The sequence below is a fragment of the Peptoniphilus asaccharolyticus DSM 20463 genome (assembly GCF_900176115.1).
In the GTDB taxonomy this organism is placed as follows: domain Bacteria; phylum Bacillota; class Clostridia; order Tissierellales; family Peptoniphilaceae; genus Peptoniphilus; species Peptoniphilus asaccharolyticus.
On the sequence record NZ_FWWR01000017.1, the window covers coordinates 1 to 25,260 of the forward strand.

The window sequence follows — 25,260 nt, forward strand, 5'->3', positions numbered from 1 at the left end:
ATATATAGAATGATACACGCCAAAAAGCTGCCAAAAACTAGTATGAAAAATTTGAGAAGAAAAGCTAAATTTAAAAGGCCAGCAGAAAAAAGAGGAAAATTCAATGATAAAGGTAGAACAATTAAGAAAAGACCTAAAGAGATATACAGAAGGCAAGAATTAGGCCACTGGGAAGCAGATACAGTGGAATCAGGCAGATTAGATCATAAAAGGAAAAGTAGATGTTGTTTCGTAACTTTAGCAGAAAGAAAATCTAGATATTATATAGCAATCCTAGTTGAAAATAGAAAGTCGGAAAGCGTAACACCAGCAATAATAAATGCATTAAAAGATTATCCAAAAGAATTAGTAAAAACAATAACCTTTGATAGAGGTAAAGAATTTTCAGAATTTGAGAAAATAGAAAAAGAATTAGGATGCAAAACTTATTTTTGTGATCCCTATTGTGCATGGCAAAAAGGTACAAATGAAAATAGTAACGGACTTTTGAGGGAGTTTTATCCTAAGGGTATGGATTTATCAGAAGTGAATATTGATGAATTAAATTATAACTTAAGTTTAATGAATAATAGACCTAGAAAATGTATAAAATATAAAACACCTAAAGAAGAACTTTTTGGTCTCTTACCATAGGTGTTGCATTTGATTTGACAATTCGTCAATAAAATAATATTTGTGGAGGCGCAATATGTCAGGAAAAAATGTCGAAAAACGAGACGGTTTTAGCACTAAGTGGGGATTTATATTAGCGTGTATAGGATCAGCTGTAGGAATGGGGAATATTTGGAGATTTCCAGTTTTAGTTTCGGCCTGGGGAGGAATGACATTTTTAATCCCGTACTGTATATTTGTAATTTTAATTGGTAGTACAGGAGTTATAGAAGAGTTCGCGCTTGGTCGTGCTGCAGGAGCAGGACCGGTTGGAGCTTTTGGAATGTGCACAGAGCAAAGAGGAAATAGAAATTTAGGGGAAACTTTAGGATTAATACCTGTTTTAGGTTCTCTTGCACTTGCGATAGGTTACACATGTGTAATGGGTTGGATTTTTAAATATGCTTGGATGTCAATAGATGGCTCATTATTCGCTATGGGCAATGACATGGAAGTAATAGGTTCTACATTTGGTCAAACTGCAGGAGCAGGCGGAGCTAATATGTGGATTGTTATAGCAATAATTGTAAGTTTAATAATAATGTCCATGGGGATTGCAGGCGGTATAGAAAAAGCAAACAAAGTAATGATGCCAGTTTTATTTGCGTTGTTCATATGCTTAGCTATATACATAGCTCTACAACCTGGAGCATCTAATGGATATAATTACATTTTCACTGTAAACTCAGAAGGATTAAAAGATCCTAAACTTTGGATTTTCGCTTTTGGACAAGCTTTCTTCTCATTATCAGTTGCAGGAAATGGTTCAGTAATATACGGATCATATTTGAGTAAGAGTGAAAACTTAATAGATTCAGCAAAACAAGTTGCATTCTTTGATACTTTAGCTGCAATGCTTGCTGCAATAGTTATTATTCCAGCAATGGCAGTTGGTGGAGCTGAATTATCAGAAGGTGGCCCTGGTCTTATGTTCATTTACTTAGTAAATGTAATTAATGGAATGGTAGGCGGAAGAATTATAGGAGTTATCTTCTACATCTGTGTACTATTCGCCGGAGTCAGCTCAATAATCAACTTATATGAAACACCAGTTGCAGTACTACAAGAAAAATTTAACATGAAGAGATTAGTTGCAGTTGCAATCGTTCACGTAATAGGTTGTGTTGTAGCAATATTTATACAAGCTATAGTTTCTCAATGGATGGATGTAGTTTCAATTTACATTTGCCCATTAGGAGCACTTTTAGCAGGTATCATGTTCTTCTGGGTAGCAAAGAGAGAATTTGCAGAAGAAGCCGTAAATTTAGGTTCACCTCATAAAATCGGAGGTTGGTTCTATCCTACAGGAAAGTATCTATACTGTGCTTTAGCGCTTCTTGCGTTAGTAGCCGGAGCTGTTTTTGGAGGAATAGGTTGATAAAATAAAAGTCCCCTTTTAAAAGGGGATTTTATATAGCCCTTTTTGCAAGGGGTCATATGTTTATATGGGGAGCCATGCTCATTGGTATTATGCCCTATATTTATAAAACACCAGTAGAGGTTTTAGTTGAAAATATTGGTAAAATTGTTTAACTTGTATTGACAAATCAAGTAATATATAATAAAAAATATAAATCATATACAAAAATCATATGATATTCAAATCCTGATTTATTTTATGGGGGGGTAGCAAAGCTAGTAAATAAGCCAAAAATCACACATTAAAATAATAAAAGGAGGAAAAAATGAGCGATATTACAAATTTTAGAACAAGAAAAAATCAGATCGCTAAAAGTTTAAAAAAGCTAATTCTATATTTATTGGTTATAAGCTTAGTGCTACCATCCTTAACAGAAGTTGCATGGGCGGCAGCTAATCCACCGGAAGCAATGCTTAAAGACAATCAAGCGAGAGCAGGAGAAGCACCATGGAAGCCTGACGATTATGAAAATGGTTCAGACGCTGCTGTAATGGCAAGAACGGGCTTTTGTGGAAATGTAGGTGATTTATTATTTAGAGGAAGTGTAAAGGGCATACATTACACTCAATGGAAAGACCCTTATGATGAATTTGGTTGGTCAATGAAACCAGGCGGAAATGATAATTATGCAGATGAACTTATTAGAGTAAATGCAAAATTTGATAAAGAGACCAATACTATACATTGGAAGATTATAGTTAAAGGTCAAAGTGCTGGACCACTTATGGGTGTAACAAAAGACTTAACTAATCCATATTTTTATATTGCGATATCAAGAGGTTTAGAAAGTCCGAGGAACCTCTATGTTTCTAATGGATTTAGAAAGTTGAAAGAATATCCTGACAATTGGCATGCTCTGCATACTGGCAACTTCCAAATGTATGATGTTACTAAAGGTAGCAATTCTATTTTATATAATGGAAGAAGAATTTTAGGAAAAACTGACCAAACGAAAGAATTTCTACAGGAAAAATATAGGCTGCCATGTACAGGGGACAACAAAGATAGCTCAATGGATTACAACATAGAGAAATACAACTACTATTCAAAGTATGCAATCAGAGACAATCAGAGTGGTTTTAATGAAGCAAACACTAGGATGTATTCCTTCACTACTGAGCTGGACATTGGAGAAGTAGTTGCAAACGCAGAACTTCCAAATGTAGATAGCGATTTTACCAACTATATGGGCTGGGGCGGAAAAAGAAATGACGTAGATTTATCCGGTAAAGTATGGGTAACTGTTGGTGCTACAAGTAGAGAGCTTGGCGTAAATAAAGCAAAACCACACGGAACAGGAAATTACAACTTCTCTAAAATTGCAGTTGTTGACGTTATGCCTAATGAAGATAAGCTAAATTTAAAGCCTTACTATAACGAAGAAAAGGGAAAACCAGGAGACACTGTAAAGTTACCAATCAAATTCGAGGATAATAAAAAATTCCCAGAAGGAACTCGTTTCATGTTAGAATCTGATCCAAAGGATGAATTTAATGTAGATCCTAGTACTGGGGAAATTACTCAAAAACCAGCTACAAAAACTGGACCTAAAAGTATAAATGAATACACTGGAGAAGTTACTGTCAAGATTCCAAAGAACGCAAAAGACGGAGAAAAGATAACGGATAAAGTTCATGTTATTTATCCAGACGGTTCAAAGCGCATTGTACCATTTGTAGTAAAAGTAATCGAAGACACAACAGCAAAAAAAGTAACTGAACTAGGTGGACTAAGCCCAGAAACAATAAAAGTATGGGTAAATGATCCAATCACTTGGTCAAAAGGTGTAAAAGCTACAAAAGGTGAAAACAAAGATGAAGTAGCAAAATTACTAAAAGACGCAAAAGTAACAGACAAGACACAACCAGAAAGAACATCAGCAGTAGCAGGAGAAAAACAAGGAACACTACTAGTAACATTTAAAGACAACTCAAAATTAGAAGTAGCAAATCAAATGTTAATCGTAAGCAATGAAAAAGTAGTAGACCCAGAAGATCCTAACAAACTACCAGATGACAAAATCAAAGTAGAATTTGCAAAGGGAACAGGCGTAACAAATGTAGCAGCAAAGAATCTATATGTAAAACCAAACACAACATTAGTAGACGCAGACTTCCCACAAGCAACATTAGAAAATGGATACAAAAACCTAACATGGACACCAGCAGACAAAAAAGTAACAACAACAAACAAGAAATTCACAGCAACAGCTACACCGAAAACAACAGCAGAAAAGATTGAAGGCTTAGGCGGCATAGAAGGAAAAGACCTAGCAGCATGGGTAGGCGACAAATTAGACTCAGACTTCTGGAAGAAAGGTGTAGAAGCTAAGTCGACAGATACTACAGTGAAAGCAGTAGTAAAAGTAGCTATCCAAGCAGCAAAAAAGGTTGAAGACACAACAACACCAGCAAGAACAACAGCTGCTGAAGTATTAAATCCAACAGATGGAAAATTAAAGATCACATTTGCAGACGACTCAACACTAGAAGTAACACAAAAGCTATATGTATACGAAAATGGCGCTCAAAAACCAGAAGGCGGAAAACCAGTACCAACAGACGCAGCGACAGTAACATTCACAAAAGATAATGAATCAATCAAAGCAGACGGTTGGGACGCAGTAAAACCAATAATCGTAAAGAAAGGTACAGCAGTACCAGAAGGAAAATTCCCTAATGCAGAAGCAAAAGAAGGATACAAGAGCGTAACATGGACACCAGCAAAAGACACAGTAGTAAATGCTGATCAAGCATTCAATGCAAAAGCAGAAAAGATAGACTACACAACAGACAAGATCATTCCATGGGTACCAGGAACAGATAAAGAGCCAGACAAAGGAAGCGATGATAAACCAATTCCAACAGATTATATTACAGTAACTTTCCAAGCTCAAAAAGAAGGTACAACAGCACTAGGAAAAGTAAAAGTTGGAACAAAAGAAGGCGCAGAAGTAAAAGCCAAAGTAAAACCAGGCACAAACCTTTCAACATTAAAAGTTGAAGGTAAAGAAGAAGCTTTAATAAAAGCAATACCAAACGAAGGCTATGGATTTACAGTATGGGCACCGGAATTAGGCGTAGCACAAGCAGACAAACCATACGTAGCAAAATTCATCAAAGACGGAAGCGAAGTACAACCAAAGGATCCAATTCCAACAGGATGGCATAGAGTAACAGTAAAACAAGACGCAACAATTGTAGCAGGAACAGTTACAGAAAAAACTTATGCAGTAAAAGACAAACTATCAAAAGATAAATTGGTAGATCTAACAGGAAAAGCTGTAGATAAACATGAAAATCCTGCATGGTACGATGGAAAAACTAACCTAGGAGCAAAACCAACACAAGACGTAGCAGTTAGTGCAGACAAAACAATCCTAGCAAAAGCAACAGCTGAAAAAGACACAACAACAGACAAGATCATTCCATGGGTACCACAAGATCCAAAGAATCCAGAAAAGGACAAACCAACAGAAGGCTCAGACAAGAAACCAATTCCGGACACATATGTAACAGTAACCTTTGAATCAGAAGACGAAGCAAAAGGTGAAATTAAGATAGGTGAAAAACAAGGTAAAAAAGTTTGGGCAAAAGTTGCGCCAGAAACTCTTTACAAAGACATCAAAGAAAAAGTCAGCGTTGTAGGAAAAGCAGGAAACGAACTTAAGAACTGGACACCAGCAGAAAAGATAACAGACACTTACAAGATGGTAGCAAATGACGCCTACACAGCACATTTCATTAAGAAGGGTGTTGAAGATGCAGCATCTAAGCTTAAAGATAAACTTGACCCACAAGATATCAATGTTTGGAAAGACTATCCAGTAAAAGATATTAACTGGAAAGATGGCGTTAAGTTAAAAGAAGGTACAGAAGATACTGGCGGCAAATTACAAGAACTAATAGACAAAGCAACAGTAACAGATGAATCAAAGAGAGATACAAGTGCTGTTGGTAAACATCCAGGAACACTAAAAGTAGCTTTTGAAGATGGATCTGAACTTAATGTAGTAAAACAAAATCTTGTTGTTAAGGACCATATTCTTCCGGACAATGACGAAAATGCGCCTAATGATGCTATCAAAGTTAAATTCTTACTTGGCGAAGGTGTAAAAGTTGTTAAAGAAGGTGTTACTACTGAAGGAATTAAGGAAACCCCAGTACTTTATAAAACTTATAAAATAAAACCAGGGACAAACCTTGGCGAATATAAACATTCAGTATTAAAAGAAACAATATTTAAATTGATAAATGCAGAAGTTCTTGATGACACTTATAAAGATGTAGCTTGGAAGGGTAAAGTAACTAATGATCCAACAAACTATGTTGTAAGCCAAGATAATAACGAATTTACTGCATATGCAAAAAAAGCTAGTGACAAAGACATCATCCCATATATACCAGATGATCAAAACAATCCAACAAATCCAGATGACAAGAATGTACCAAAAGAAGACACTGATGGTAAGCCAATCAAAAAAGATGACTATATAATCGTATCCTTTAAGATTGAAAAACCTAGAGCAGCAACACTAGTATTAGATGGTAAAAAAGGAAAAGTCATATCAGCTTTAGTTAAAAAGACAAATCCAATTAGAAAATGGTCAGAACTAACCCTACCAACAATTGGACAAACAATGGATCAAAACAACCAATACACATTTGAAAAATGGGTAGACGCATCTAAAGCAGAAATGACAGCTGACAAACAACTTGAAGACAAAGCAGTATACACAGCAACCTTCAAGACAAATGATGGATTCGATAAAGATGCGATAATTGGATTCAACTTCATAAAAGACCCAACAAAGATGGAATACAATGAAGGCGAAAAACCAAATCATGATGGCTTAAAAATTGAACTAGTAGACAAGAACAACAATAAAGTCACAGTAACAAAAGATAAGCTAGAAGAATATGGAATCACAATCGAACCAAAAGAAGACACAGCATTAACAAAAGAAGATGATGGAAAACATCTAGTAGCAAAGATCACAACAAAAGATGGAGACGGACAAGACAAAGAATTAACAGCAAGTTCACCAGGAACATTAACTGTAAATCAAAAACCAGTACAAGATAAATCTACAACACCTACTATAAATCAACCAACTGTTGGAGATGAAAAGATTAAAGGTAAGGGTGTCGTAGGAGCAACTATTGTAGTTAAAGACGGCAATGGTAATGAAATTGGAACAGCTACAGTTGACCAAAATGGTGATTGGGAAGTAACAGTTCCAGCAGCTGAACCACTTCAAAAAGATGAAATAATAAAAGCTACTCAAACTGAAACTGGTAAGGATCCATCTGAACCAGCATCAACAACAGTAAAAGACAAAGAAGATACAACTGCAAACCCAACTATTAATCAACCTTACGAAGGCGATGATAAGATTACTGGTAAGGGTGAACCAGGTTCTGATATTGTAGTCAAAGACAAAGACGGCAATGAAATTGGTAAAACTAAAGTGGATGATAATGGTAACTGGACTGTAGATGTACCTGCAGACAAGCCATTAAAACAAGGAGATACTATTAAAGTAACTCAGACTGATGGTAATGGAAAAACTAAAGATGCTGAAACAACAGTAAAAGGCAAAGAAGATACAACTGCAAACCCAACTATTAATCAACCTTACGAAGGCGATGATAAGATTACTGGTAAGGGTGAACCAGGTTCTGATATTGTAGTCAAAGACAAAGACGGCAATGAAATTGGTAAAACTAAAGTGGATGATAATGGTAACTGGACTGTAGATGTACCTGCAGACAAGCCATTAAAACAAGGAGATACTATTAAAGTAACTCAGACTGATGGTAATGGAAAAACTAAAGATGCTGAAACAACTGTAAAAGGTAAAACTACTCCTACACCAGAACCAACTCCAGAACCACAACCAACACCTGATTACAATCCATGGTGGCCTATCTACTTCGGTTCTACTAAGATTGAAGCTAAACCAGAACCAAAATCATTAGAAAGACACGAAGCATATATCTCTGGTTACCCAGATGGAACTGTAAGACCTGATGGCAAGATCACTAGAGCGGAAGTATCTACTATATTTGCAAGATTAACTGAAAATAGTGCTCCTGCAAATTATTCACCTAAGTTCTCTGATGTTCTAGCATATGATTGGTTCTCAGACAGCGTTATGAAGCTTTCTAAGAAAGACATCATCAAGGGATATCCTGATGGAACATTTAAACCTAATAAGAGCATAACTAGAGCAGAATTTGCAACTATCGTTTCTAAATATATTAAGAATCCAAAAGCTGCTGATGAAACATTCGTAGACGTACCAATGAATCATTGGGCAAAAGATGCTATTGCTAAAGTTAAGGCTGAAGGATTAATCTCAGGCTATCCTGATGGAACATTCAAACCAGATGCTCCTATCACTAGAGCGGAAGCAGTATCTATCGTAAACAGAATGTTCGATAGAGCGGCTGACGGCGAATTCGTAAGAGAACACAGATTTGAAATTAAATCTTTCAAAGATTTAGTAGAAAATCACTGGGCTTACTACGAAATCATAGAAGCAGTTCACACTCATGACTATGAAAGAATAGGCACAAGAGTTGAAAAATGGGACAAGATTGTAAAATAATTAAATAATTTTGTATTTTATAACTTAATATGTAAATGTTTGGTTATGAAGTATGAATTAGAAAGACCGGAGGATTACCTCCGGTTTTTTGTGGCTCTATAATATCCATTGGGGAGTAACCACCTTAATGGATGTTTGACATAGAGTCCTAGTTTTCACTAGCCCCAATGTTTGACATAGAGCCGATAATTAAGGACCTCGTTGGAGGTCCTTTTTTTGTGCGAAAATTGATATAAAAAATATTTATGACACCATATAGTTGAAGAAAAAGGTTGGCGAATATATGAATCATAATAATTTGGATAAGTTAAAAAAGATAAATATTTTATTTTCTGTAGTGGGATTGACTTTGATATTATCTATAATTATTTTTCGTGTAGACTATTCAAGTCCACTTTATTCAAAATTGACATATGGCGGAGTATGGTTTTTGGCTTTATCATTGGTTATATGGGCTATAGTTTTTGGGTATGAATTTAAGAAAATTTATAAGAAAGATAAAAAGATAGCCATATTAATTTTAGTTTTTATATTGGGAAGCATAACTTTTAGAGCATATTTAAAATAGAAGATTTTGTGGGGTATGTATGGATAGTTTGGATAGTATAAAAAATTTCGTTGATGAAAATAGACTTGCTTTGTTGTACTTTGGAACTGAAACTTGTTCAGTGTGCCATGGGCTTGAGCCGCAGGTAAAGAGATTACTTGAAGAGTACCCAAAAGTAAAAGAAAAATTTATTTGTGTGAATGATGTAAATTAAGTAAGAGGGCAGTTCCAACTTTTTACATTCCCTGTATTAATAATGTATGTTGATGGGAAAGAAGTTTTTAGAATGGCAAGGTTTATGCCAATTGTTGAACTTAGAGAAAAACTAAATAGAATAGTAGAATTTATAGATTGAATAAAGCAAAATAAACTCGGCATGTAAACCGAGTTTATTTTTATGACATAATAGCAGTTAGAATTAACACACTCACTATTGCCAAGCCGTAGGTAAGTGGTAGACCTACAAACATCTGCTTGTCAAACATCCACTCTCTATCGTCTTCTGTAGGGGATGACATCTGCATAAGCGAACCTGCTGAAGAGAAAGGTGATATGTTAGTAGAGAGCGAACCGGCAACTGTAGCTGTGAATAGAAGTGTTGCGTTAAGATTAGGGTTAGCTGCAACCATCGCTCCGATTATAGGAAATAGAGATGGTGTAACCACTGATAGCGTAGAGCTGAAGAAAGACATCGCTCCAGCAACTAAACAGAAAGCAGTAGGAATTAAGAATTCCGGAACATTTGAATCCATGAAAGTTCCTATTTGACTTATAACACCGGCTTTAACAGCTATTTGAATTAATATTCCCATACCACATAGCATAATGATAGTTGTCCATGGCACTCTGACAAGGACTTCTTTTTGGTCAGCTAAATTAAGTAGTAGAGATATAACTGACATAGTTATACATACAAGTCCGATGTTTAACATTGAGTTGATATCTGCAATCCATTTTATTTCAGGATTTAAGATATTCATAACGGGGAATATTAAGACCAATACAAAAGTAAATGCTATCAACAATAGATTTATTTTTTGTTTAGTATTAAATGGCTTAGGATTTTCGATATCGAGTGTAGCAGAAATATTCTTATGTTTGAAGTGACTTACTAAGAATAAAATCACTAGCACTATTAAAGGATATATAACAGTGAATGAAAATATAGGGATTCCCATTTTAAAAGCCTCATTTTCAAATCCGGCATCTTTCATAAGTCCTTGGAAGACTATTCCTGAACCGCTTGTCATAAGATTTGCTCCACCAGAAGCACCCCAGTTAACTGCTTGTGCTCCGATGAGTATATTTTTGCCGCTTTTCTTACAAAGTGTGATGGCTATTGGACAAAACACAGCCATTACAGTAAAAAATCCCGCACCCATTGCAGAGAGAAGAACGGATATTAAATAGATAATTATGTATAGTAGTTCTGGGAAATTCTTAGTCTTGTAGAGTATATGGCTGGCAAGTTTATCCATAGTTCCATTGACTACTGCAAAATTGTAGAATAGACTCACGGAAAAGATAGCAAAGAATATACTCATTGGCCAAAGACCAATCACTTCTTTAGGGGACATTTTTAATAGACGAATTGTCAAATCAAATGCAACACCTATGGTAAGAGACCAAAAAGTTCTTCTTTAGGTGTTTTATATTTTATACATTTTCTAGGTCTATTATTCATTAAACTTAAGTTATAATTTAATTCATCAATATTCACTTCTGATAAATCCATACCCTTAGGATAAAACTCCCTCAAAAGTCCGTTACTATTTTCATTTGTACCTTTTTGCCATGCACAATAGGGATCACAAAAATAAGTTTTGCATCCTAATTCTTTTCTATTTTCTCAAATTCTGAAAATTCTTTACCTCTATCAAAGGTTATTGTTTTTACTAATTCTTTTGGATAATCTTTTAATGCATTTATTATTGCTGGTGTTACGCTTTCCGACTTTCTATTTTCAACTAGGATTGCTATATAATATCTAGATTTTCTTTCTGCTAAAGTTACGAAACAACATCTACTTTTCCTTTTATGATCTAATCTGCCTGATTCCACTGTATCTGCTTCCCAGTGGCCTAATTCTTGCCTTCTGTATATCTCTTTAGGTCTTTTCTTAATTGTTCTACCTTTATCATTGAATTTTCCTCTTTTTTCTGCTGGCCTTTTAAATTTAGCTTTTCTTCTCAAATTTTTCATACTAGTTTTTGGCAGCTTTTTGGCGTGTATCATTCTATATATCGTTGATGTAGATGGTAATTCATGAATCTCATTTGTGTTTCTATTTGATATTTGTTTCAGGGGACCAATGTTTCGTTAATCTTTACAGTTAAATAATCAATAACATCTTTAGAAAATTTACTTTTTCTATGGCAGTCTTTTCTTCTATCAATATATTTATCATTTTGCCTTTATCGGAAAGTACTTAGTGTAACTTCCCCTACTAACTTTTATCTTAGATGAATTTCTTTTAATTTTCTCTAGATATTGTACTAGGTGACCTTTTAAGTGCTTGTGCAATTTTCCTTATACTCATTCCTAAATTTAAAAATTGGTAAATACAAGATCTTTCTTCTATGGTAAGATGGTTATAGCTCATAGTTAATCACTCCTTTTAATATGTTTTGTTTGGTCACTTACATATTAACACAGCTGATTAGCTATGAGTTTATTTATGTTGCACTTGTTATGATAAATTATCTGCATAAAAATATCTGTTAGGGATTTACTCCCCAACAGATATTATAGAGCCCTTAAAAAATGTGGTTAGAAAAGACGTAGCAAATTCGCTACGTCTTTTTAAATTTCTATATATTTTTCTTTAGCTGTGACATTTGTAAGCTTAACTTTATAGATGTTTGAGTTTTCCAAGACGCCATCTTTTATTAAATCAAACCATTGCATTTTATCTGCATAGTATTTGGAATACAAATCTTCTAATGCATTTACACGTTCTTCTTCGTCTTTTAACAACTCAAGTCTACCATCTGCAATTGCGGATTCATATTCATTAGTAAATACACTTTGATTTAAAAATGATATATTTCCAGAATCAACTTCTTTTTTTATTTCATAAAGAGTGTATTCGTCTGCAACATTAGTCCTTGATACAAAGACTAATTTAATCATCTCTTCTCTTTCAAATATATCAACTTTTGTACCTTTTTTTGAAGATGCAAAGTATATATTGTCATCACTTCTCACAAAAGAAAAGGGAACAGAGTGTATTGAAAAGTCAAAGACACTTAAAACACCGTATTCACTTTCATCTATTATTCTATAAGCTGCATCTAAAGGTAGATTTTTTATAATAGCCATAATCTTCTCCTTAATTTTATTTTAATTATACCCATAAATTAAGAAACAAAAAAAGACAAGCTAAAAAGCCTGTCTTTATTTTAAAAATTATTCAGCTTCTGTTTCAGAAACAGTAGGAACTTCTGCTGATTCAACTTCTTCAGCAACAACTTCTTCTTGTGGTTCTTGTAGAGTAGCTACAGTTTCTTCAAGATCAAAGATAACTTCGATTTTTTCGTTTTTAGCTACGTCAAGATCTTTAACAAGGATAGAATCTCCAATTTGCATATCTACAACATTTACGATAGCTTCAGCTGGAAGGTCTGCTGGAAGACATTCAACTTCAATTTCGTTAACAACTTGTAGTAATACTGAAGGTTGAACTTTAACTTCATCTCTTCCTTCTAATACAACTGGAATGTTAACTTTGATTTTTTCGCTCATGTCGATTAGGTATAGGTCAAAGTGAACGATTTGGTTCTTGAATGGGTGCATTTGAAGTTCTTTGATTAGAACTTGTTTAGTTGTTCCTTCAAGGTCAACTTTGAAAATACTTGAAGTACCATTTTCTTGGTAAACTTTTAATAAGTCTTTTTCTACAGCTGAAACTTCTTTAGCTTCATTTCCTTTTGAGTAAATAACTCCTGGAACAACTTGAACTGCTCTTAGTTTATCTACTTGATTTTTTCCTTTTTCACTTCTGTTTTTTAAATTTAATATCATTGACATAGTGCCTCCTTATTCTATTATACCAGAGCCTAGACATATTTCATCTTGATAGAATACAAGAGCTTGGCCTGGAGTAACTCCCTTTAGGGGATTTTCAAACATAACTTTTAATTTGTCAGGGCTTATTTCTTCAACTAAGGCTTTTTCATCCTTTGCCCTGTATCTTATTTTTACTGTGCACTCAAAAGGTAACTTAGGTGTTTCAGTAATCCAAAATGGTTTTTCAACAATTGTAGTTTTTTTATAAAGAGCTGGATGACTTAGCCCTTGTGCTACTATAAGACGGTTATTTTTTAAGTCCTTATCTTGAACGAAAAATGGTTCGCCATTTCCCATACCACCTAAACCAATACCTTTTCTTTGCCCTATTGTGTAGTGCATAAGTCCGGAGTGCCTTCCAAGAAGTTCACCTTCATAAGAATATATATCTCCTTCTTTAGTGAATAGAAATTGGTCTAAAAATTTGTTGAAATCTCTCTCACCAATAAAACAAATTCCTGTGGAATCTTTTTTATTAGCTGTAGCTAGTTCATTTTCTTCAGCTATTCTTCTAACCTCAGATTTTTCAAGTTCTCCAACAGGGAACAGTGTCTTTGCAAGAGCAGCTTCTGGAACCCTTGATAGAAAATAGGACTGATCTTTATTTTGATCTAAACCTCTTAGTAAATAAGTTCGACCGTTTTCGGTTCTTGTACGTGCGTAATGTCCCATTGCTATATAATCGGAATTAAATTTAAGTGCAAACTCTAAAAAAGCTTTAAACTTTATTTCAGTGTTACACATAATGTCGGGATTAGGGGTTCTACCTTTTTTATATTCTTCCAAGAAGTAAGAGAATACTCTATCTCTATATTCTTTTTCAAAATTTACAGTGTAATATTTTACACCTAAAGCAGAGCAAACCCTTTGTACATCAAGATAATCATCAGCTTGTGTACAGTAATCATCATCAGTGTCATCCCAATTCTTCATAAAGACCGCAGTGACATCATAGCCTTGTTCAAGAAGTAATAGGAGAGAGACGGATGAATCAACACCTCCACTCATTCCGAGTACAACAGTGCCTTTCTTAGTCATTTCGACCTCCTATCTAAAACCTTGTACTATTATACATGAGAGATTTAAAAAAATCCACAAAAAAAGATGAAAATGGCTAAGTATAGATATTTTAATTGCCTTTTAATTGGGGGATTTATTTGGTAAGATATATATGGTGATTAAATGAAAAGATTATTTATTATATTTTGTTTGTTGATTTTAACAGCTTGTGGAGCAAAAAATACGGACAAAATAGCAAAAAATGAAATTGATAGCAATGTTGAAAAATATGAGATTCAATTTTTTGAAGCTTTTGACACAGTGACTACTTTTCAAATTTATGATACAGATGAAGATAGAGCTAATGAAAACCTTGAAAAAATGAGAAATGAATATTTTAAATTACACAGATATTTTGATAGATATAACAATTATGATGGCTTGAACAATTTAAAAACAATAAACGACAAGGCGGGTATAGAGCCTGTGAAAGTGCCTGATGAATTGTTTGAGGTGATAGCTCTTACTCTAGAGCGTGAAAAGACCATCTCAAATAAAGTTAATATCGCGATGGGGCCTGTTATAGACTTATGGGCAAAGTATAGAGAAGCAAATTTGGAAGGTGCAGAAGAAGCTATAAAACAATTTGGACATGCGGTACCAGAAAAAGATGAGTTGGAAGCTCTAAGACCATTGGTAAATACATCAAAAATACAATTAGATAATCAGGGAAAGACAGTATATATTGAAAAGGGAATGATATTAGACCTAGGAGCTGTGGCAAAAGGATATGCTGCAGAAAAAGTTGGACAGTATGCAAAAGAATTAGGAGTTAAGAGTGGATTGATATCTGCTGGAGGAAATGTAAAGCTAATTGGCAAGCACCCTCTAAAAGATTCTTTTTCAATTGCAATTCAAAATCCTTATGATAAAGAGGATAACAGTTCATTTTTAGCTGTTTTGAATTTAAATGATACATCTGTAGTGACAAGTGGTGATTATCAAAGATATTTTGACTACAATTCAAAGAGATATCACCATATAATAGACCCTGAAACTTTTTATCCTGGAGGAGATTATAATTCTCTTAGTATAGTTACTGAAGATTCTGGATTGAGCGATTATCTATCTACAACTCTATTTTTAAGTTCTGAAGATGAGATAAGAAGAATTAGCAAAGAACAGGGCGTTGAAGTTATATGGAACACTCTTTCAGGAGAGCTTAAGGAAACTGGAAATCTGTTAGAAGGTGAAAAATGAGAAATAACACAAGAGGATTATTTATCCACCTTTTAGTAGTTTTAATAATGTTTGGAATAGCTACCATGATAAATTTTAACCAGGTGCTAGTGAAAGTTTTTTATGGAAATTTAATTTTTAAAATTATAATTTCTATTCTTCCAATTTTAATGTATTACAATTTTGGTAAGGGACTATATAAAAAGAATAGTTCTAAACTGGACTTTTTTTCTGGAAATATAATAGTGTTACTCTTCATCTTTTTAGCTGCCATATCTCTTATAGGAATGCAATCTAAAGAGGGATTTGAAATAGCTGGCAGCATTTGGAGATTACCTATGGATTTATTTATGTTTCCTTTTGTATATTCTATGGAAGTTTTGGGGATAAGCTCAAACTACTTATTTTTATTTATCTCGTCATTAATTCCAACTATAATATTTGGAATTTGTATAAAAAGAGAGAGAGTAAAGATTAACAGACGTAAAAGATATATGGAAACGAAGAGAAGAAAAAATGAGAGGTAATAAATACCTGTCTTTAATACTTTTGATTATTCTTATAGGAATTCATTTTTATTTAGGGAATGAAGAAAATTCAACATTAGGTGAATACAGAGAAACCACTATAATAAAGGTTATAGATGGAGACACAGTGTTGTCCAGTGATGGAGAAAAGATAAGAATAATAGGAATAAATACACCTGAGATATCTAAGAAAGAATCTCTTTCTATGGAAGCTAAATATTTAGCTGAAAATATTCTTTTAAACAAGAGAGTATTTATAGAAAAAGATATAGAAGAGTTTGATAGATATGGAAGAACACTAGGATATATATGGGTTGAAGTTCCGGATAAGGTAAATAGAAAGAGTATAGAAAAGTTGAACTACTCCGGAATTGCTTTGAAATTTGGTCTTGCAAGAGTATACACTTTTAAACCAAATGATAAGTATAGAGAGTTTTTTATAGATATACAAAAAAATGCAATAAAGAACAAGATAGGAATGTGGGAATATTCAGAAGAGGGAACTACTAGAGGAAATAGTTTAAAATAAGGAGAAGTTATGAGTTATAACTACGATCAACAAATGCTCTATGATACAACTGTATCAAAGTTAAAGGAAATAGGTGTGGAGTTAGAAGACATTGCAGAAATTGTCTTATTATTACAAAGTGAATATATTGATGATTTAACATTGGAAGAATGCCTTGAAAATATTAAAGCAGTATTGAGAAAAAGAGAAGTTATCCATGCAGTTTTAACGGGACTTGCAATAGATGAAATGGCACAAAAACAATTGTTACCTGAGCCGATTCAAAGTATAATTGCAAAGGATGAAAAATTGTATGGAATTGATGAAGTTCTACCACTTGGCATTGTAAACTTGTATGGCACAATAGGTCTTACTAACTTTGGATACTTAGATAAAAAGAAGATAGGTATTATTGACGAGTTGGATAAGAGAAAGAAAAAGTCAGATTCACTGAAAAATGTTGAGACATTTGCAGATGATATAATTGCTGCTATAGCGGCTGCTGCAGCGGCTAGAATAGCACACTCACGCCAAAATTAGGAGGGAATTATGAAAGTTACTATTTGTATGGGATCAAGATGTACACTAATGGGAGCTAGTGCAATATACGATGCAGTAGAGTTATTGCAAGAAGATATTTGTGGACCGGATTCAGATTATTGTTCGGCAGAAAATTTAGAAATAGAGTTAGGTCAATGTCTAAATTCTGAATATTGTCATCCAGAAAATGAATCAACTAAAGCACCAGTTGTAATCATTGATGACGAAATTATATTTAGAGCTACTCCACAAGAAGTTAGCGAAAAAATTATAAATAAATTAAGAAGCTGAGGTTAGAATGAAAGAAACGTATCAAAGCATTGTAGACATTAGAAGAAAGGTATTTGCCGAAGTAGCTAGAATCGCATACTACGATGTAGATATTTCCGAGTTAGAAGATTCTTCATACAGAATTGTACCGGGAGAAGTTGCAAAATATAGAGAAGATATCTTTAGAGAAAGAGCCGTTGCAGACGAGAGACTAAGACTTGCAATGGGGATGGATGCCAGAGAAATATCAGTATATAAAAAACTTACAGATGGTTTTGATAAGGTGGATATAGATACAAATGCCTATGAAAAACCACTGATAAATGTAATTAAATTTGCTTGTGAAGCATGTCCTACAAAAGCCCATGTAGTAACTGACAATTGCAGAAAGTGTATGGCCCATCCATGTACTAACGTATGTCCTGTGAATGCAGTTTCTATTGGTAGGTCAAGAGCTTACATAGATAAAGATAAATGTATAAATTGCGGAAGATGTAAAGAAGCATGTCCATATAATGCAATTGTTATGTATGACAGGCCATGTGCGGCAGTGTGTGGCGTTGATTGTATAGGATCTGATGAGTATGGTAGAGCTGAAATAAATCACGATGAATGCGTGGCTTGTGGAAGATGTATTGCAAGTTGTCCTTTTGGAGCAATAGCAGATAAAACTCAGATATACCAACTTATAAAGGCAATAAAATCTGGAAAGAAAATATATGCAGCTGTAGCCCCATCATTTGTCGGACAATTTGGTGCCAATTCATCTCCTGCACAGATTGTAGAAGGTATTAGACAATTAGGTTTTGAAGATGTTGTGGAAGTTTCTCTTGGAGCCGACGTAACAACTATGAACGAAGCTAAGGAATATATACACAGAGTTCCTGAAGATATTCCATTTATGGGAACATCATGTTGTTTCTCTTGGGCGCTTATGGTGAAAAATAAATTCCCAGAGCTTACAGAGCAAATTTCTGACTCAGGTTCTCCAATGAGATATACTGCAGAATATATACATGAAAGAGATCCAGAAGCGATTATCTGTTTCATAGGTCCGTGTACTTCTAAAAAATTAGAAGCATTAGATACAAAAGTAAAATCACACGTTGACTTTGTAATAACATTTGAAGAACTGATGGGTATGTTCGTAGCAAAGGGAATAGAACCTTCAGAGATAGTTATAGAAAACGAAGTTAAAGATGCATCTACTTTGGGAAGAGGATATCCAATTGCCGGTGGAGTTGCTGAAGCTGTAAGACAAGTTGCTTTAGAATTAGAACCGGATAGAGAGATAAATGTAGTTGGAGCAAATACTCTTCAAGAGTGTATAAAGATGGTTAAAATAGCCAAAGCAGGTAAATACAATGGATATTTGCTTGAAGGTATGGCATGCCCAGGTGGCTGTATAGCCGGGGTTGGAACTATGGCATCAGTTACAAGAGTTAAGAAGGATGTACAAAAGTTCATGAAGGCATCTGATGTATACTCGCCATTGAAAAATGAAAAAATAGGAAACAAATAACTTATACATTACTAATAAAAAATTTATTTATATTTTAAAATAAATTGTGTAAAATACTTGACCTTTGCTGGTTTATGTATTAAAATATCAGGAGTGTTTTAAAAGCCCCGGAAAAATTTTAAAACAGGAGGAAATCTATGAAAACTTATATGGCTAAAGCCAATGAAGTAGATAGAAAATGGTATGTAGTAGATGCAACTGATAAGGTGTTAGGAAGACTTTGTTCTGAAATAGCATCTATCCTAAGAGGAAAGAATAAGGTAATATACACACCTCATGTGGATACAGGTGATTATGTTATCGTAATCAATGCTGATAAGGTAAAACTTACAGGAAATAAGTGGGAACAAAAAATTCATGCTTACCACACTGGATATCCAGGAGGAAGACGTGAAATTGCCTACAAACAACTCAGAGAAAAACACCCTGAAAGAATGGTAGAATATGCTGTAAAGGGTATGCTTCCTAAGTCAAGACTTGGAAGACAGATGTTTACTAAACTAAAGGTATATGCTGGTGCGGAACATCCTCACGAAGCTCAAAAACCTGAAGTATTGGAAATCAACTGAGGAGGTAGGAAATGGAAAGAACTCAATATAGAGGAACTGGAAGAAGAAAGAAATCTATTGCACAAGTTAGACTTCTACCAGGAAACGGAAAATTTACTGTAAACAATAGAGATATTGAAGAGTATTTTGATTATGCAACACTAATCACAGTTGCTAAAGCACCTCTTGAACTTACTGAAACAGTTGCTCAATTTGACGTAATTGTTAAAGTACAAGGTGGCGGATATACTGGACAAGCAGGAGCTATCAGACATGGTATTGCTAGAGCTCTTCTTGAAGTAGACCCAGAACATAGATCTATTCTTAAAAAAGCTGGATTCCTAACAAGAGATCCAAGAATGAAAGAAAGAAAGAAGTATGGTCTAAAGAAAGCAAGACGTGCTCCACAATTCTCAAAGAGATAAGCTTTATATTATCAAAGAAAATCAGAACCTTTGGAAACACCAACTTCCAAAGGTTCTTTTTTATGTTGTATTCATAAATAGGCTCTATGTCAAATATTGGGGAGGCTAGTTAACTCGAGTCTCTTTCTTTAGGCTCTATGTCAAATATTGGGGAGACTCGTTAACTCGAGTCTCTTTCTTTATGTAAAAATGGGCACATAGACGCTAATAAAGATATCAAAACTAAAATAGCAAAAAACAACTAAAAATAAGCATAGCAAATAAAACCCCTAGGGGTTTTGCAAATTTTCCCGTTTTCCTAATCTCTACTTACATGAAAACATAATTCTTTTTCTAAACAAGTCAAAATTTCTCATACCAAAACAATTTCTTTTTAATGTTTTTATCTTTGTATGAGTTCCTTCAAGAGGTCCATTTGACCAAGAGTAATCAAATGAATTACATATTTCTTCAAACCAGTTATTAAAAGAAGTGATACAAGATTTAAATTCTTTTAATTTTGATTCATCTGCTCTTTTTATCCATTCTCTTAAAGCTTTTTTAGCTCTAGTTTTGTTTGGCTGACTAAGTACATACTGGTACCCACAGGGCACACAGTAGAACAATTCTTTTAACTTGTATGCTTCTTTTAATTCCTTGTTAAGTTCAATCATAAGTGATACTTCATTAGCTTGTTCTGAAGTTAGCTTAGAGGCAGGTTTTGTAATTAAACTCTTACTTCTTTTAAAATATTTCCTAAGCTTTGATGATATATCCTTTTGTATTCTCTTTCTAACATTTTCTAATGCCCAGGATACTTGTCTTATGAAGTGGTACCTATCTATGATATGTATTGCGTTTTTAAAGAATGATTTCTTAACTGATTTAAATGCTTTAGACATATCACTTACAAAAAATTTAACATTTCTCTTTTCTATACTAGGAATCCTTTTAAAATATTCAGCTAAAGAACTTTTATCCCTTGAAGGTAAAATATCAATAATTTTATGAGTATCACCATTAAGAAGAGACGTCTGATACTTAATATTACCACTATCACCTTTAAATTCATCAATACATAAAACCTCAGGAAGTTTAGCTCTAGAAGCACTTAAACAATTTAAAATTCTTAATACTGTGTTTGATGAAACATTATACCTATTAGCAATAGAAGATATAGAATAAATCTCATCAAACTCAGAAACAATAGCAAAAACAAGTCTATTGGTCATAGTATGACCTTTGGCAATAAAATCAAGATTCCTCTCAAAACGAGAACCACAAGACTTACAATCATATCTAGTTTTCTTTAAGAAAATCAAAGATTTCTTACCTCGGATGTGAGTATCCCTAATCTTTTGAATTCTATGATCATGAACCCAAATCTTTTTAGAACCACAATGAGGACAAATAGACATCTTAGAAACAGAAGCGTGAACATTAACAAAATTATTACTCTCATCAACACTATCAAAAACTACATCTTTAAAACCAAACAAATTCATGATATTATTATTTTGCACTTATATGCACCTCCAAGCTTTGTTGTTGGTTACTTAAAGTTTAGGACTAAAAGCGTATAAGTGCAATTTTTTTGCAGACGAATTGTCAAATCAAATGCAACACCTATGGTAAGAGACCAAAAAGTTCTTCTTTAGGTGTTTTATATTTTATACATTTTCTAGGTCTATTATTCATTAAACTTAAGTTATAATTTAATTCATCAATATTCACTTCTGATAAATCCATACCCTTAGGATAAAACTCCCTCAAAAGTCCGTTACTATTTTCATTTGTACCTTTTTGCCATGCACAATAGGGATCACAAAAATAAGTTTTGCATCCTAATTCTTTTTCTATTTTCTCAAATTCTGAAAATTCTTTACCTCTATCAAAGGTTATTGTTTTTACTAATTCTTTTGGATAATCTTTTAATGCATTTATTATTGCTGGTGTTACGCTTTCCGACTTTCTATTTTCAACTAGGATTGCTATATAATATCTAGATTTTCTTTCTGCTAAAGTTACGAAACAACATCTACTTTTCCTTTTATGATCTAATCTGCCTGATTCCACTGTATCTGCTTCCCAGTGGCCTAATTCTTGCCTTCTGTATATCTCTTTAGGTCTTTTCTTAATTGTTCTACCTTTATCATTGAATTTTCCTCTTTTTTCTGCTGGCCTTTTAAATTTAGCTTTTCTTCTCAAATTTTTCATACTAGTTTTTGGCAGCTTTTTGGCGTGTATCATTCTATATATCGTTGATGTAGATGGTAATTCATGAATCTCATTTGTGTTTCTATTTGATATTTGTTCAGGGGACCAATGTTCGTTAATCTTTACAGTTAAATAATCAATAACATCTTTAGAAAATTTACTTTTTCTATGGCAGTCTTTTCTTCTATCAATATATTTATCATTTGCCTTTATCGGAAAGTACTTAGTGTAACTTCCCCTACTAACTTTTATCTTAGATGAATTTCTTTTAATTTCTCTAGATATTGTACTAGGTGACCTTTTAAGTGCTTGTGCAATTTTCCTTATACTCATTCCTAAATTTAAAAATTGGTAAATACAAGATCTTTCTTCTATGGTAAGATGGTTATAGCTCATAGTTAATCACTCCTTTTAATATGTTTTGTTTGGTCACTTACATATTAACACAGCTGATTAGCTATGAGTTTATTTATGTTGCACTTGTTATGATAAATTATCAATACAAAACAACCAACCAAGTATGAAAACGCAAGAGCTATTAATCCGACGTTGAGTTTAGTTTTGTAACCTATAGCAATGGACAACACAATTGCCGATATAATAATAAAATTAATCATAATTCACCTCACATAAACTTAATGATACTATGAAAGCAAAGGAAAAGGAAGATTATTAATCAAAATTGTTAACTGATATAAACAAAAAGATTGATTAAATAAAATCTGTATTAAAGCAATAAGATGCAAAATTAAAAACCAACTTAAAAAATATACTAGAGATAATTAGTTTGGGTAGAAATGTAAAGAGGTGATCAAGGTGAGTGATACTATAAAAAATCAGTTACAACACAAGACTATTAGGAAATTTGAAAATAGAAAGATAGATGAAGAAACACTAAATAAATTGTTTGAAGTCTATAATCATGTGCCGACATCGACAGGGATGCAACAGACGTCAGTAATAAGAGTTATAGACCCTAAAATAAAACACCAAATTATGGAAGTTTCAACACAAAGCTATTTAGAAGAAGTACCGGAGCTTCTAATATTTATTGTGGACTTATACAGAAATTATAGAATAGCGGATGAAAAAGGATACAAAGAAGATGCATATAGCCATATGGATAAATTTTTCCAAGGATTCACAGATGCGGTAATTAGTGCACAGAATATGGTGGTGGCAATGGAGTCAATAGGGCTTGGAGCAGTGTATTTCGGTTCGATTTTAAACGACTATGATAAGATGGTTGAAATTTTAAATTTACCTAAGTATACATTCCCGGTTGTAGGGCTGGGATTTGGATATCCGGCAGAAGAGCCACAGTTGAAGCCTAAAATGCCTGTAGGATTAAAAGTTTTTGAAAATGAATATAAAGTATATGACAACTACTTGGAGACTTTTAAAGAGTATGACGACATCACAACCACTTATTATGACACAAGGGATAATGGAAAAAGATCAGATTGTTTCACAGATCAAGTAGTGAAGAAATTTTTAAGTGTGAATGATGTAAGACGTGATGTAATAAAATCTATTGCAAAGCAAGGTTTTGAAATAAGAATCTAATATTAAAAAGTAAAGCTGATTTCCAGTTTCTAAAGAGAGCAGGATTTAAAAACTTGGATTTGGCCAGCATTTTGCAAGGGGTGATATACCTTTTATGTCTGGGAGCAGTTTTGGATTTAGCATTGTGTATTTCATCAGCCATTGATGAGATAGAATATAATCAGATATTGATATCTAATAAATCTCCTTTTAAGTAGGGAATGGCAATATGAAGGAAAATAGTGGGAAGCCAAATCACGGCACTACTCTTAGCTTATGCAGACTCTTATATTACAGTGATTATGGTTTTTATGGCACAGGGCACACCAATTTTAAATATACTTACGTCAAAGCAAATAGCATATAAAATTTTGTATACATTTGTTGGGTGTATAGGTTCGGTGTGCCCAGCTAACTTGTATGATGTATATCTTTTTGAGAGAGAGTTGTAGCAAGAGAATTTAAAAAATAAATAAAATTATTTTACGGGTGGGTTGAATGCACAAGCATTTTGAAACTAACCAGTTTTATGTAGTGTTTAAGAATTTTGTAAAATTATTGGTGTAAATAAAAAACCGCCTTATAAAGGCGGTTGTATTCATTAAGATAAACTATTTAAAATAGTTCTTCTATTTAATTTTTACAATCTTAGAATCAACTTTAGATTCTTCGATAGCTATATTCAAAAGAGATTTAAAGAAGTTGATAGTTTTTTCAGAATCTATCGCTATTCTGTAAGCACCATCTTCTTTTTTACCCTTGATGACAATGCTGTTGTCCTTATCTGTGTAGATTGATTTTATAGAATCGTAAGGGATTGCAAGGTTACCCAATACAAATCCATCTTCATAAGTGCCGCCAGCTGTGTTGAAAGTATCTCTTCCAGTTCTAAAAGAATTTTTGTTGCTGAAAGTATATACATTCACATCTTTGCTCTCTTCTTTATTTTCAAATAGTCCAGAGAGTAAGTTAACTAAGAATACCACAAGAATAAGTGAAACTATAAGTGGATTAGTTAAAGCTGTTAGCAATTTGTGTTCAGGTAAGTATAGAGTTCTCACAAGGTATAAATTTAAAAAGATTAAAAATACTACATACACTAAAATTTTTACTATGTAGTTTAATGAATTAATCTTTAAAGATTTAAGCTTTGCAACTTTGGCATATTCGCCAAACAATTCATCAACAGTGGATATAAATAAGAAGTTTGCAAAAATCCAAAACATATTCATAATCACCGTATTTTCTATAACTGACTGTTTTTTAAAAAAAGTTTGTATCCCCAAAGGAATTAATAAAGATATAAATACTATAATTCCAAGCTTTAAATTATTTTTCATAGTACCCCCAATAAATTAATTAAAAAAATTATATCACAAATTCATAAAAAATGATTGCAGTTATAAAATTTGGGTATATAAAGAATAACAAAATATTAAGGAGTGATACCAATGTACGACTTAGTAGATTTAGTTAAAAAATATAGTGAGAGTGGCAAATAAGAACTAAGGTTTAAGACAATATCGTTTAGATAAGCCACTGGCTATTAATACGAACAATTAAAAATGAATATATACTAAGGCCGAATAAGAATTCGGCTTTTTTTATGTGATTAATTAAATATTAGAAATTGTGAAATATA

The 25,260-nt window shown here is 33.3% G+C and carries 22 protein-coding genes and 2 pseudogenes; 15 read left to right on the forward strand and 9 right to left on the reverse strand.

Annotated features, from left to right (window positions below):
• The 5 genes from B8869_RS09960 to B8869_RS11520 form a co-directional block, all read left to right on the forward strand.
• On the forward strand, positions 1 to 633 hold a 633-nt coding region (locus B8869_RS09960; protein WP_144017990.1), incomplete at its 5' end, for an IS30 family transposase.
• A gap of 55 nt (positions 634 to 688) precedes the next feature.
• The gene (locus B8869_RS09965; RefSeq protein ID WP_084231470.1) at positions 689 to 2,029 is read left to right on the forward strand and encodes a sodium-dependent transporter; all 1,341 of its coding nucleotides are present in this window, start codon (positions 689 to 691) and stop codon (positions 2,027 to 2,029) included.
• 307 nt (positions 2,030 to 2,336) lie between these two features.
• Entirely contained in the window at positions 2,337 to 8,684 is a 6,348-nt protein-coding gene (locus tag B8869_RS09970) for an S-layer homology domain-containing protein (RefSeq protein WP_084231471.1), read from the forward strand.
• 283 nt (positions 8,685 to 8,967) lie between these two features.
• Positions 8,968 to 9,252, forward strand: a complete 285-nt coding sequence (locus B8869_RS09975; RefSeq protein ID WP_084231472.1) for a hypothetical protein — start codon at positions 8,968 to 8,970, stop codon at positions 9,250 to 9,252.
• Between the two features lie 19 nt (positions 9,253 to 9,271).
• Entirely contained in the window at positions 9,272 to 9,445 is a 174-nt protein-coding gene (locus tag B8869_RS11520; protein ID WP_144017992.1) for a thioredoxin family protein, read from the forward strand.
• Positions 9,446 to 9,626: 181 nt separating this feature from the next.
• Here B8869_RS11520 and B8869_RS09980 read toward each other — a convergent pair whose 3' ends face one another.
• The 5 genes and pseudogenes from B8869_RS09980 to mnmA form a co-directional block, all read right to left on the reverse strand.
• On the reverse strand, positions 9,627 to 10,829 hold the full coding sequence (locus tag B8869_RS09980) for an SLC13 family permease (protein ID WP_234989838.1): 1,203 nt from the start codon (positions 10,827 to 10,829) through the stop codon (positions 9,627 to 9,629).
• 14 nt (positions 10,830 to 10,843) lie between these two features.
• Positions 10,844 to 11,833, reverse strand: a pseudogene (locus B8869_RS12520) (IS30 family transposase).
• Positions 11,834 to 12,033: 200 nt separating this feature from the next.
• The gene (locus B8869_RS09990) at positions 12,034 to 12,552 is read right to left on the reverse strand and encodes a pyridoxamine 5'-phosphate oxidase family protein (protein WP_084231474.1); all 519 of its coding nucleotides are present in this window, start codon (positions 12,550 to 12,552) and stop codon (positions 12,034 to 12,036) included.
• Between the two features lie 87 nt (positions 12,553 to 12,639).
• Positions 12,640 to 13,254 (reverse strand): 50S ribosomal protein L25, encoded by a 615-nt coding sequence (locus tag B8869_RS09995; RefSeq protein ID WP_084231709.1) that lies wholly within the window; start codon positions 13,252 to 13,254, stop codon positions 12,640 to 12,642.
• A gap of 15 nt (positions 13,255 to 13,269) precedes the next feature.
• Entirely contained in the window at positions 13,270 to 14,337 is a 1,068-nt protein-coding gene (gene mnmA, locus B8869_RS10000) for a tRNA 2-thiouridine(34) synthase MnmA (RefSeq protein WP_084231475.1), read from the reverse strand.
• A gap of 144 nt (positions 14,338 to 14,481) precedes the next feature.
• On the opposite strand from mnmA, the gene B8869_RS10005 reads away from it, so the two are divergent.
• The 8 genes from B8869_RS10005 to rpsI all read left to right on the forward strand — a co-directional run bounded on the left by B8869_RS10005 (position 14,482) and on the right by rpsI (position 19,877).
• Positions 14,482 to 15,558 carry an FAD:protein FMN transferase gene (locus B8869_RS10005; RefSeq protein ID WP_084231476.1) on the forward strand — a complete coding sequence of 359 codons (1,077 nt, stop codon included), beginning with the start codon at positions 14,482 to 14,484 and terminating at the stop codon, positions 15,556 to 15,558.
• On the forward strand, positions 15,555 to 16,064 hold the full coding sequence (locus B8869_RS10010) for a hypothetical protein (protein WP_084231477.1): 510 nt from the start codon (positions 15,555 to 15,557) through the stop codon (positions 16,062 to 16,064). The genes B8869_RS10005 and B8869_RS10010 overlap by 4 nt, the downstream gene beginning before the upstream one ends.
• On the forward strand, positions 16,054 to 16,593 hold the full coding sequence (locus tag B8869_RS10015; protein ID WP_084231478.1) for a thermonuclease family protein: 540 nt from the start codon (positions 16,054 to 16,056) through the stop codon (positions 16,591 to 16,593). The genes B8869_RS10010 and B8869_RS10015 overlap by 11 nt, the downstream gene beginning before the upstream one ends.
• 9 nt (positions 16,594 to 16,602) lie before the next feature.
• Positions 16,603 to 17,112 (forward strand): phosphatidylglycerophosphatase A family protein, encoded by a 510-nt coding sequence (locus B8869_RS10020; RefSeq protein WP_084231479.1) that lies wholly within the window; start codon positions 16,603 to 16,605, stop codon positions 17,110 to 17,112.
• Between the two features lie 9 nt (positions 17,113 to 17,121).
• Positions 17,122 to 17,403 (forward strand): NADH-quinone oxidoreductase subunit NuoE family protein, encoded by a 282-nt coding sequence (locus tag B8869_RS10025; RefSeq protein ID WP_084231480.1) that lies wholly within the window; start codon positions 17,122 to 17,124, stop codon positions 17,401 to 17,403.
• Between the two features lie 7 nt (positions 17,404 to 17,410).
• Entirely contained in the window at positions 17,411 to 18,904 is a 1,494-nt protein-coding gene (locus B8869_RS10030; protein ID WP_084231481.1) for a 4Fe-4S dicluster domain-containing protein, read from the forward strand.
• A gap of 137 nt (positions 18,905 to 19,041) precedes the next feature.
• Positions 19,042 to 19,473 (forward strand): 50S ribosomal protein L13, encoded by a 432-nt coding sequence (gene rplM / locus B8869_RS10035; RefSeq protein WP_084231482.1) that lies wholly within the window; start codon positions 19,042 to 19,044, stop codon positions 19,471 to 19,473.
• An 11-nt stretch (positions 19,474 to 19,484) separates the two neighbouring features.
• Entirely contained in the window at positions 19,485 to 19,877 is a 393-nt protein-coding gene (gene rpsI, locus B8869_RS10040) for a 30S ribosomal protein S9 (RefSeq protein ID WP_084231483.1), read from the forward strand.
• Between the two features lie 305 nt (positions 19,878 to 20,182).
• Here the strand turns inward: rpsI and B8869_RS10045 are convergent, their stop codons facing one another.
• The 3 genes from B8869_RS10045 to B8869_RS12530 all read right to left on the reverse strand — a co-directional run bounded on the left by B8869_RS10045 (position 20,183) and on the right by B8869_RS12530 (position 22,690).
• Positions 20,183 to 21,379, reverse strand: coding sequence for an ISL3 family transposase (locus tag B8869_RS10045; RefSeq protein ID WP_234989839.1), 1,197 nt, complete (start codon positions 21,377 to 21,379; stop codon positions 20,183 to 20,185).
• 103 nt (positions 21,380 to 21,482) lie between these two features.
• On the reverse strand, positions 21,483 to 22,469 hold the full coding sequence (locus B8869_RS10050; RefSeq protein ID WP_084229742.1) for an IS30 family transposase: 987 nt from the start codon (positions 22,467 to 22,469) through the stop codon (positions 21,483 to 21,485).
• A 44-nt stretch (positions 22,470 to 22,513) separates the two neighbouring features.
• Entirely contained in the window at positions 22,514 to 22,690 is a 177-nt protein-coding gene (locus B8869_RS12530) for a hypothetical protein (RefSeq protein WP_084231485.1), read from the reverse strand.
• A gap of 199 nt (positions 22,691 to 22,889) precedes the next feature.
• On the opposite strand from B8869_RS12530, the gene B8869_RS10060 reads away from it, so the two are divergent.
• Together B8869_RS10060 and B8869_RS12535 are read left to right on the forward strand one after the other, a co-directional pair.
• Complete coding sequence (locus tag B8869_RS10060) at positions 22,890 to 23,639, forward strand: NADPH-dependent oxidoreductase (RefSeq protein ID WP_084231486.1); 750 nt, start codon at positions 22,890 to 22,892, stop codon at positions 23,637 to 23,639.
• Positions 23,639 to 24,070: pseudogene (locus tag B8869_RS12535) on the forward strand (YibE/F family protein). Before B8869_RS10060 ends, B8869_RS12535 begins: the two are co-directional and overlap by 1 nt.
• Positions 24,071 to 24,247: 177 nt before the next feature.
• On the opposite strand, the gene B8869_RS10070 reads toward B8869_RS12535, so the two are convergent.
• Positions 24,248 to 24,958, reverse strand: a complete 711-nt coding sequence (locus tag B8869_RS10070; RefSeq protein ID WP_084231488.1) for a hypothetical protein — start codon at positions 24,956 to 24,958, stop codon at positions 24,248 to 24,250.
• Between the last annotated feature and the right edge of the window lie 302 nt (positions 24,959 to 25,260).

What these genes read in the sequence shown, in the direction of transcription:
- B8869_RS09965 (WP_084231470.1), top strand. Translation starts at nt 689, where the DNA reads ATGTCAGGAAAAAATGTCGAAAAACGAGACGGTTTTAGCACTAAGTGG.
- B8869_RS09970 (WP_084231471.1), top strand. Translation starts at nt 2,337, where the DNA reads ATGAGCGATATTACAAATTTTAGAACAAGAAAAAATCAGATCGCTAAA.
- B8869_RS09975 (WP_084231472.1), top strand. Translation starts at nt 8,968, where the DNA reads ATGAATCATAATAATTTGGATAAGTTAAAAAAGATAAATATTTTATTT.
- B8869_RS11520 (WP_144017992.1), top strand. Translation starts at nt 9,272, where the DNA reads ATGGATAGTTTGGATAGTATAAAAAATTTCGTTGATGAAAATAGACTT.
- B8869_RS09990 (WP_084231474.1), bottom strand. Translation starts at nt 12,552, where the DNA reads ATGGCTATTATAAAAAATCTACCTTTAGATGCAGCTTATAGAATAATA.
- B8869_RS09995 (WP_084231709.1), bottom strand. Translation starts at nt 13,254, where the DNA reads ATGATATTAAATTTAAAAAACAGAAGTGAAAAAGGAAAAAATCAAGTA.
- mnmA (WP_084231475.1), bottom strand. Translation starts at nt 14,337, where the DNA reads ATGACTAAGAAAGGCACTGTTGTACTCGGAATGAGTGGAGGTGTTGAT.
- B8869_RS10005 (WP_084231476.1), top strand. Translation starts at nt 14,482, where the DNA reads ATGAAAAGATTATTTATTATATTTTGTTTGTTGATTTTAACAGCTTGT.
- B8869_RS10010 (WP_084231477.1), top strand. Translation starts at nt 15,555, where the DNA reads ATGAGAAATAACACAAGAGGATTATTTATCCACCTTTTAGTAGTTTTA.
- B8869_RS10015 (WP_084231478.1), top strand. Translation starts at nt 16,054, where the DNA reads ATGAGAGGTAATAAATACCTGTCTTTAATACTTTTGATTATTCTTATA.
- B8869_RS10020 (WP_084231479.1), top strand. Translation starts at nt 16,603, where the DNA reads ATGAGTTATAACTACGATCAACAAATGCTCTATGATACAACTGTATCA.
- B8869_RS10025 (WP_084231480.1), top strand. Translation starts at nt 17,122, where the DNA reads ATGAAAGTTACTATTTGTATGGGATCAAGATGTACACTAATGGGAGCT.
- B8869_RS10030 (WP_084231481.1), top strand. Translation starts at nt 17,411, where the DNA reads ATGAAAGAAACGTATCAAAGCATTGTAGACATTAGAAGAAAGGTATTT.
- rplM (WP_084231482.1), top strand. Translation starts at nt 19,042, where the DNA reads ATGAAAACTTATATGGCTAAAGCCAATGAAGTAGATAGAAAATGGTAT.
- rpsI (WP_084231483.1), top strand. Translation starts at nt 19,485, where the DNA reads ATGGAAAGAACTCAATATAGAGGAACTGGAAGAAGAAAGAAATCTATT.
- B8869_RS10050 (WP_084229742.1), bottom strand. Translation starts at nt 22,469, where the DNA reads ATGAGCTATAACCATCTTACCATAGAAGAAAGATCTTGTATTTACCAA.
- B8869_RS12530 (WP_084231485.1), bottom strand. Translation starts at nt 22,690, where the DNA reads ATGATTAATTTTATTATTATATCGGCAATTGTGTTGTCCATTGCTATA.
- B8869_RS10070 (WP_084231488.1), bottom strand. Translation starts at nt 24,958, where the DNA reads ATGAAAAATAATTTAAAGCTTGGAATTATAGTATTTATATCTTTATTA.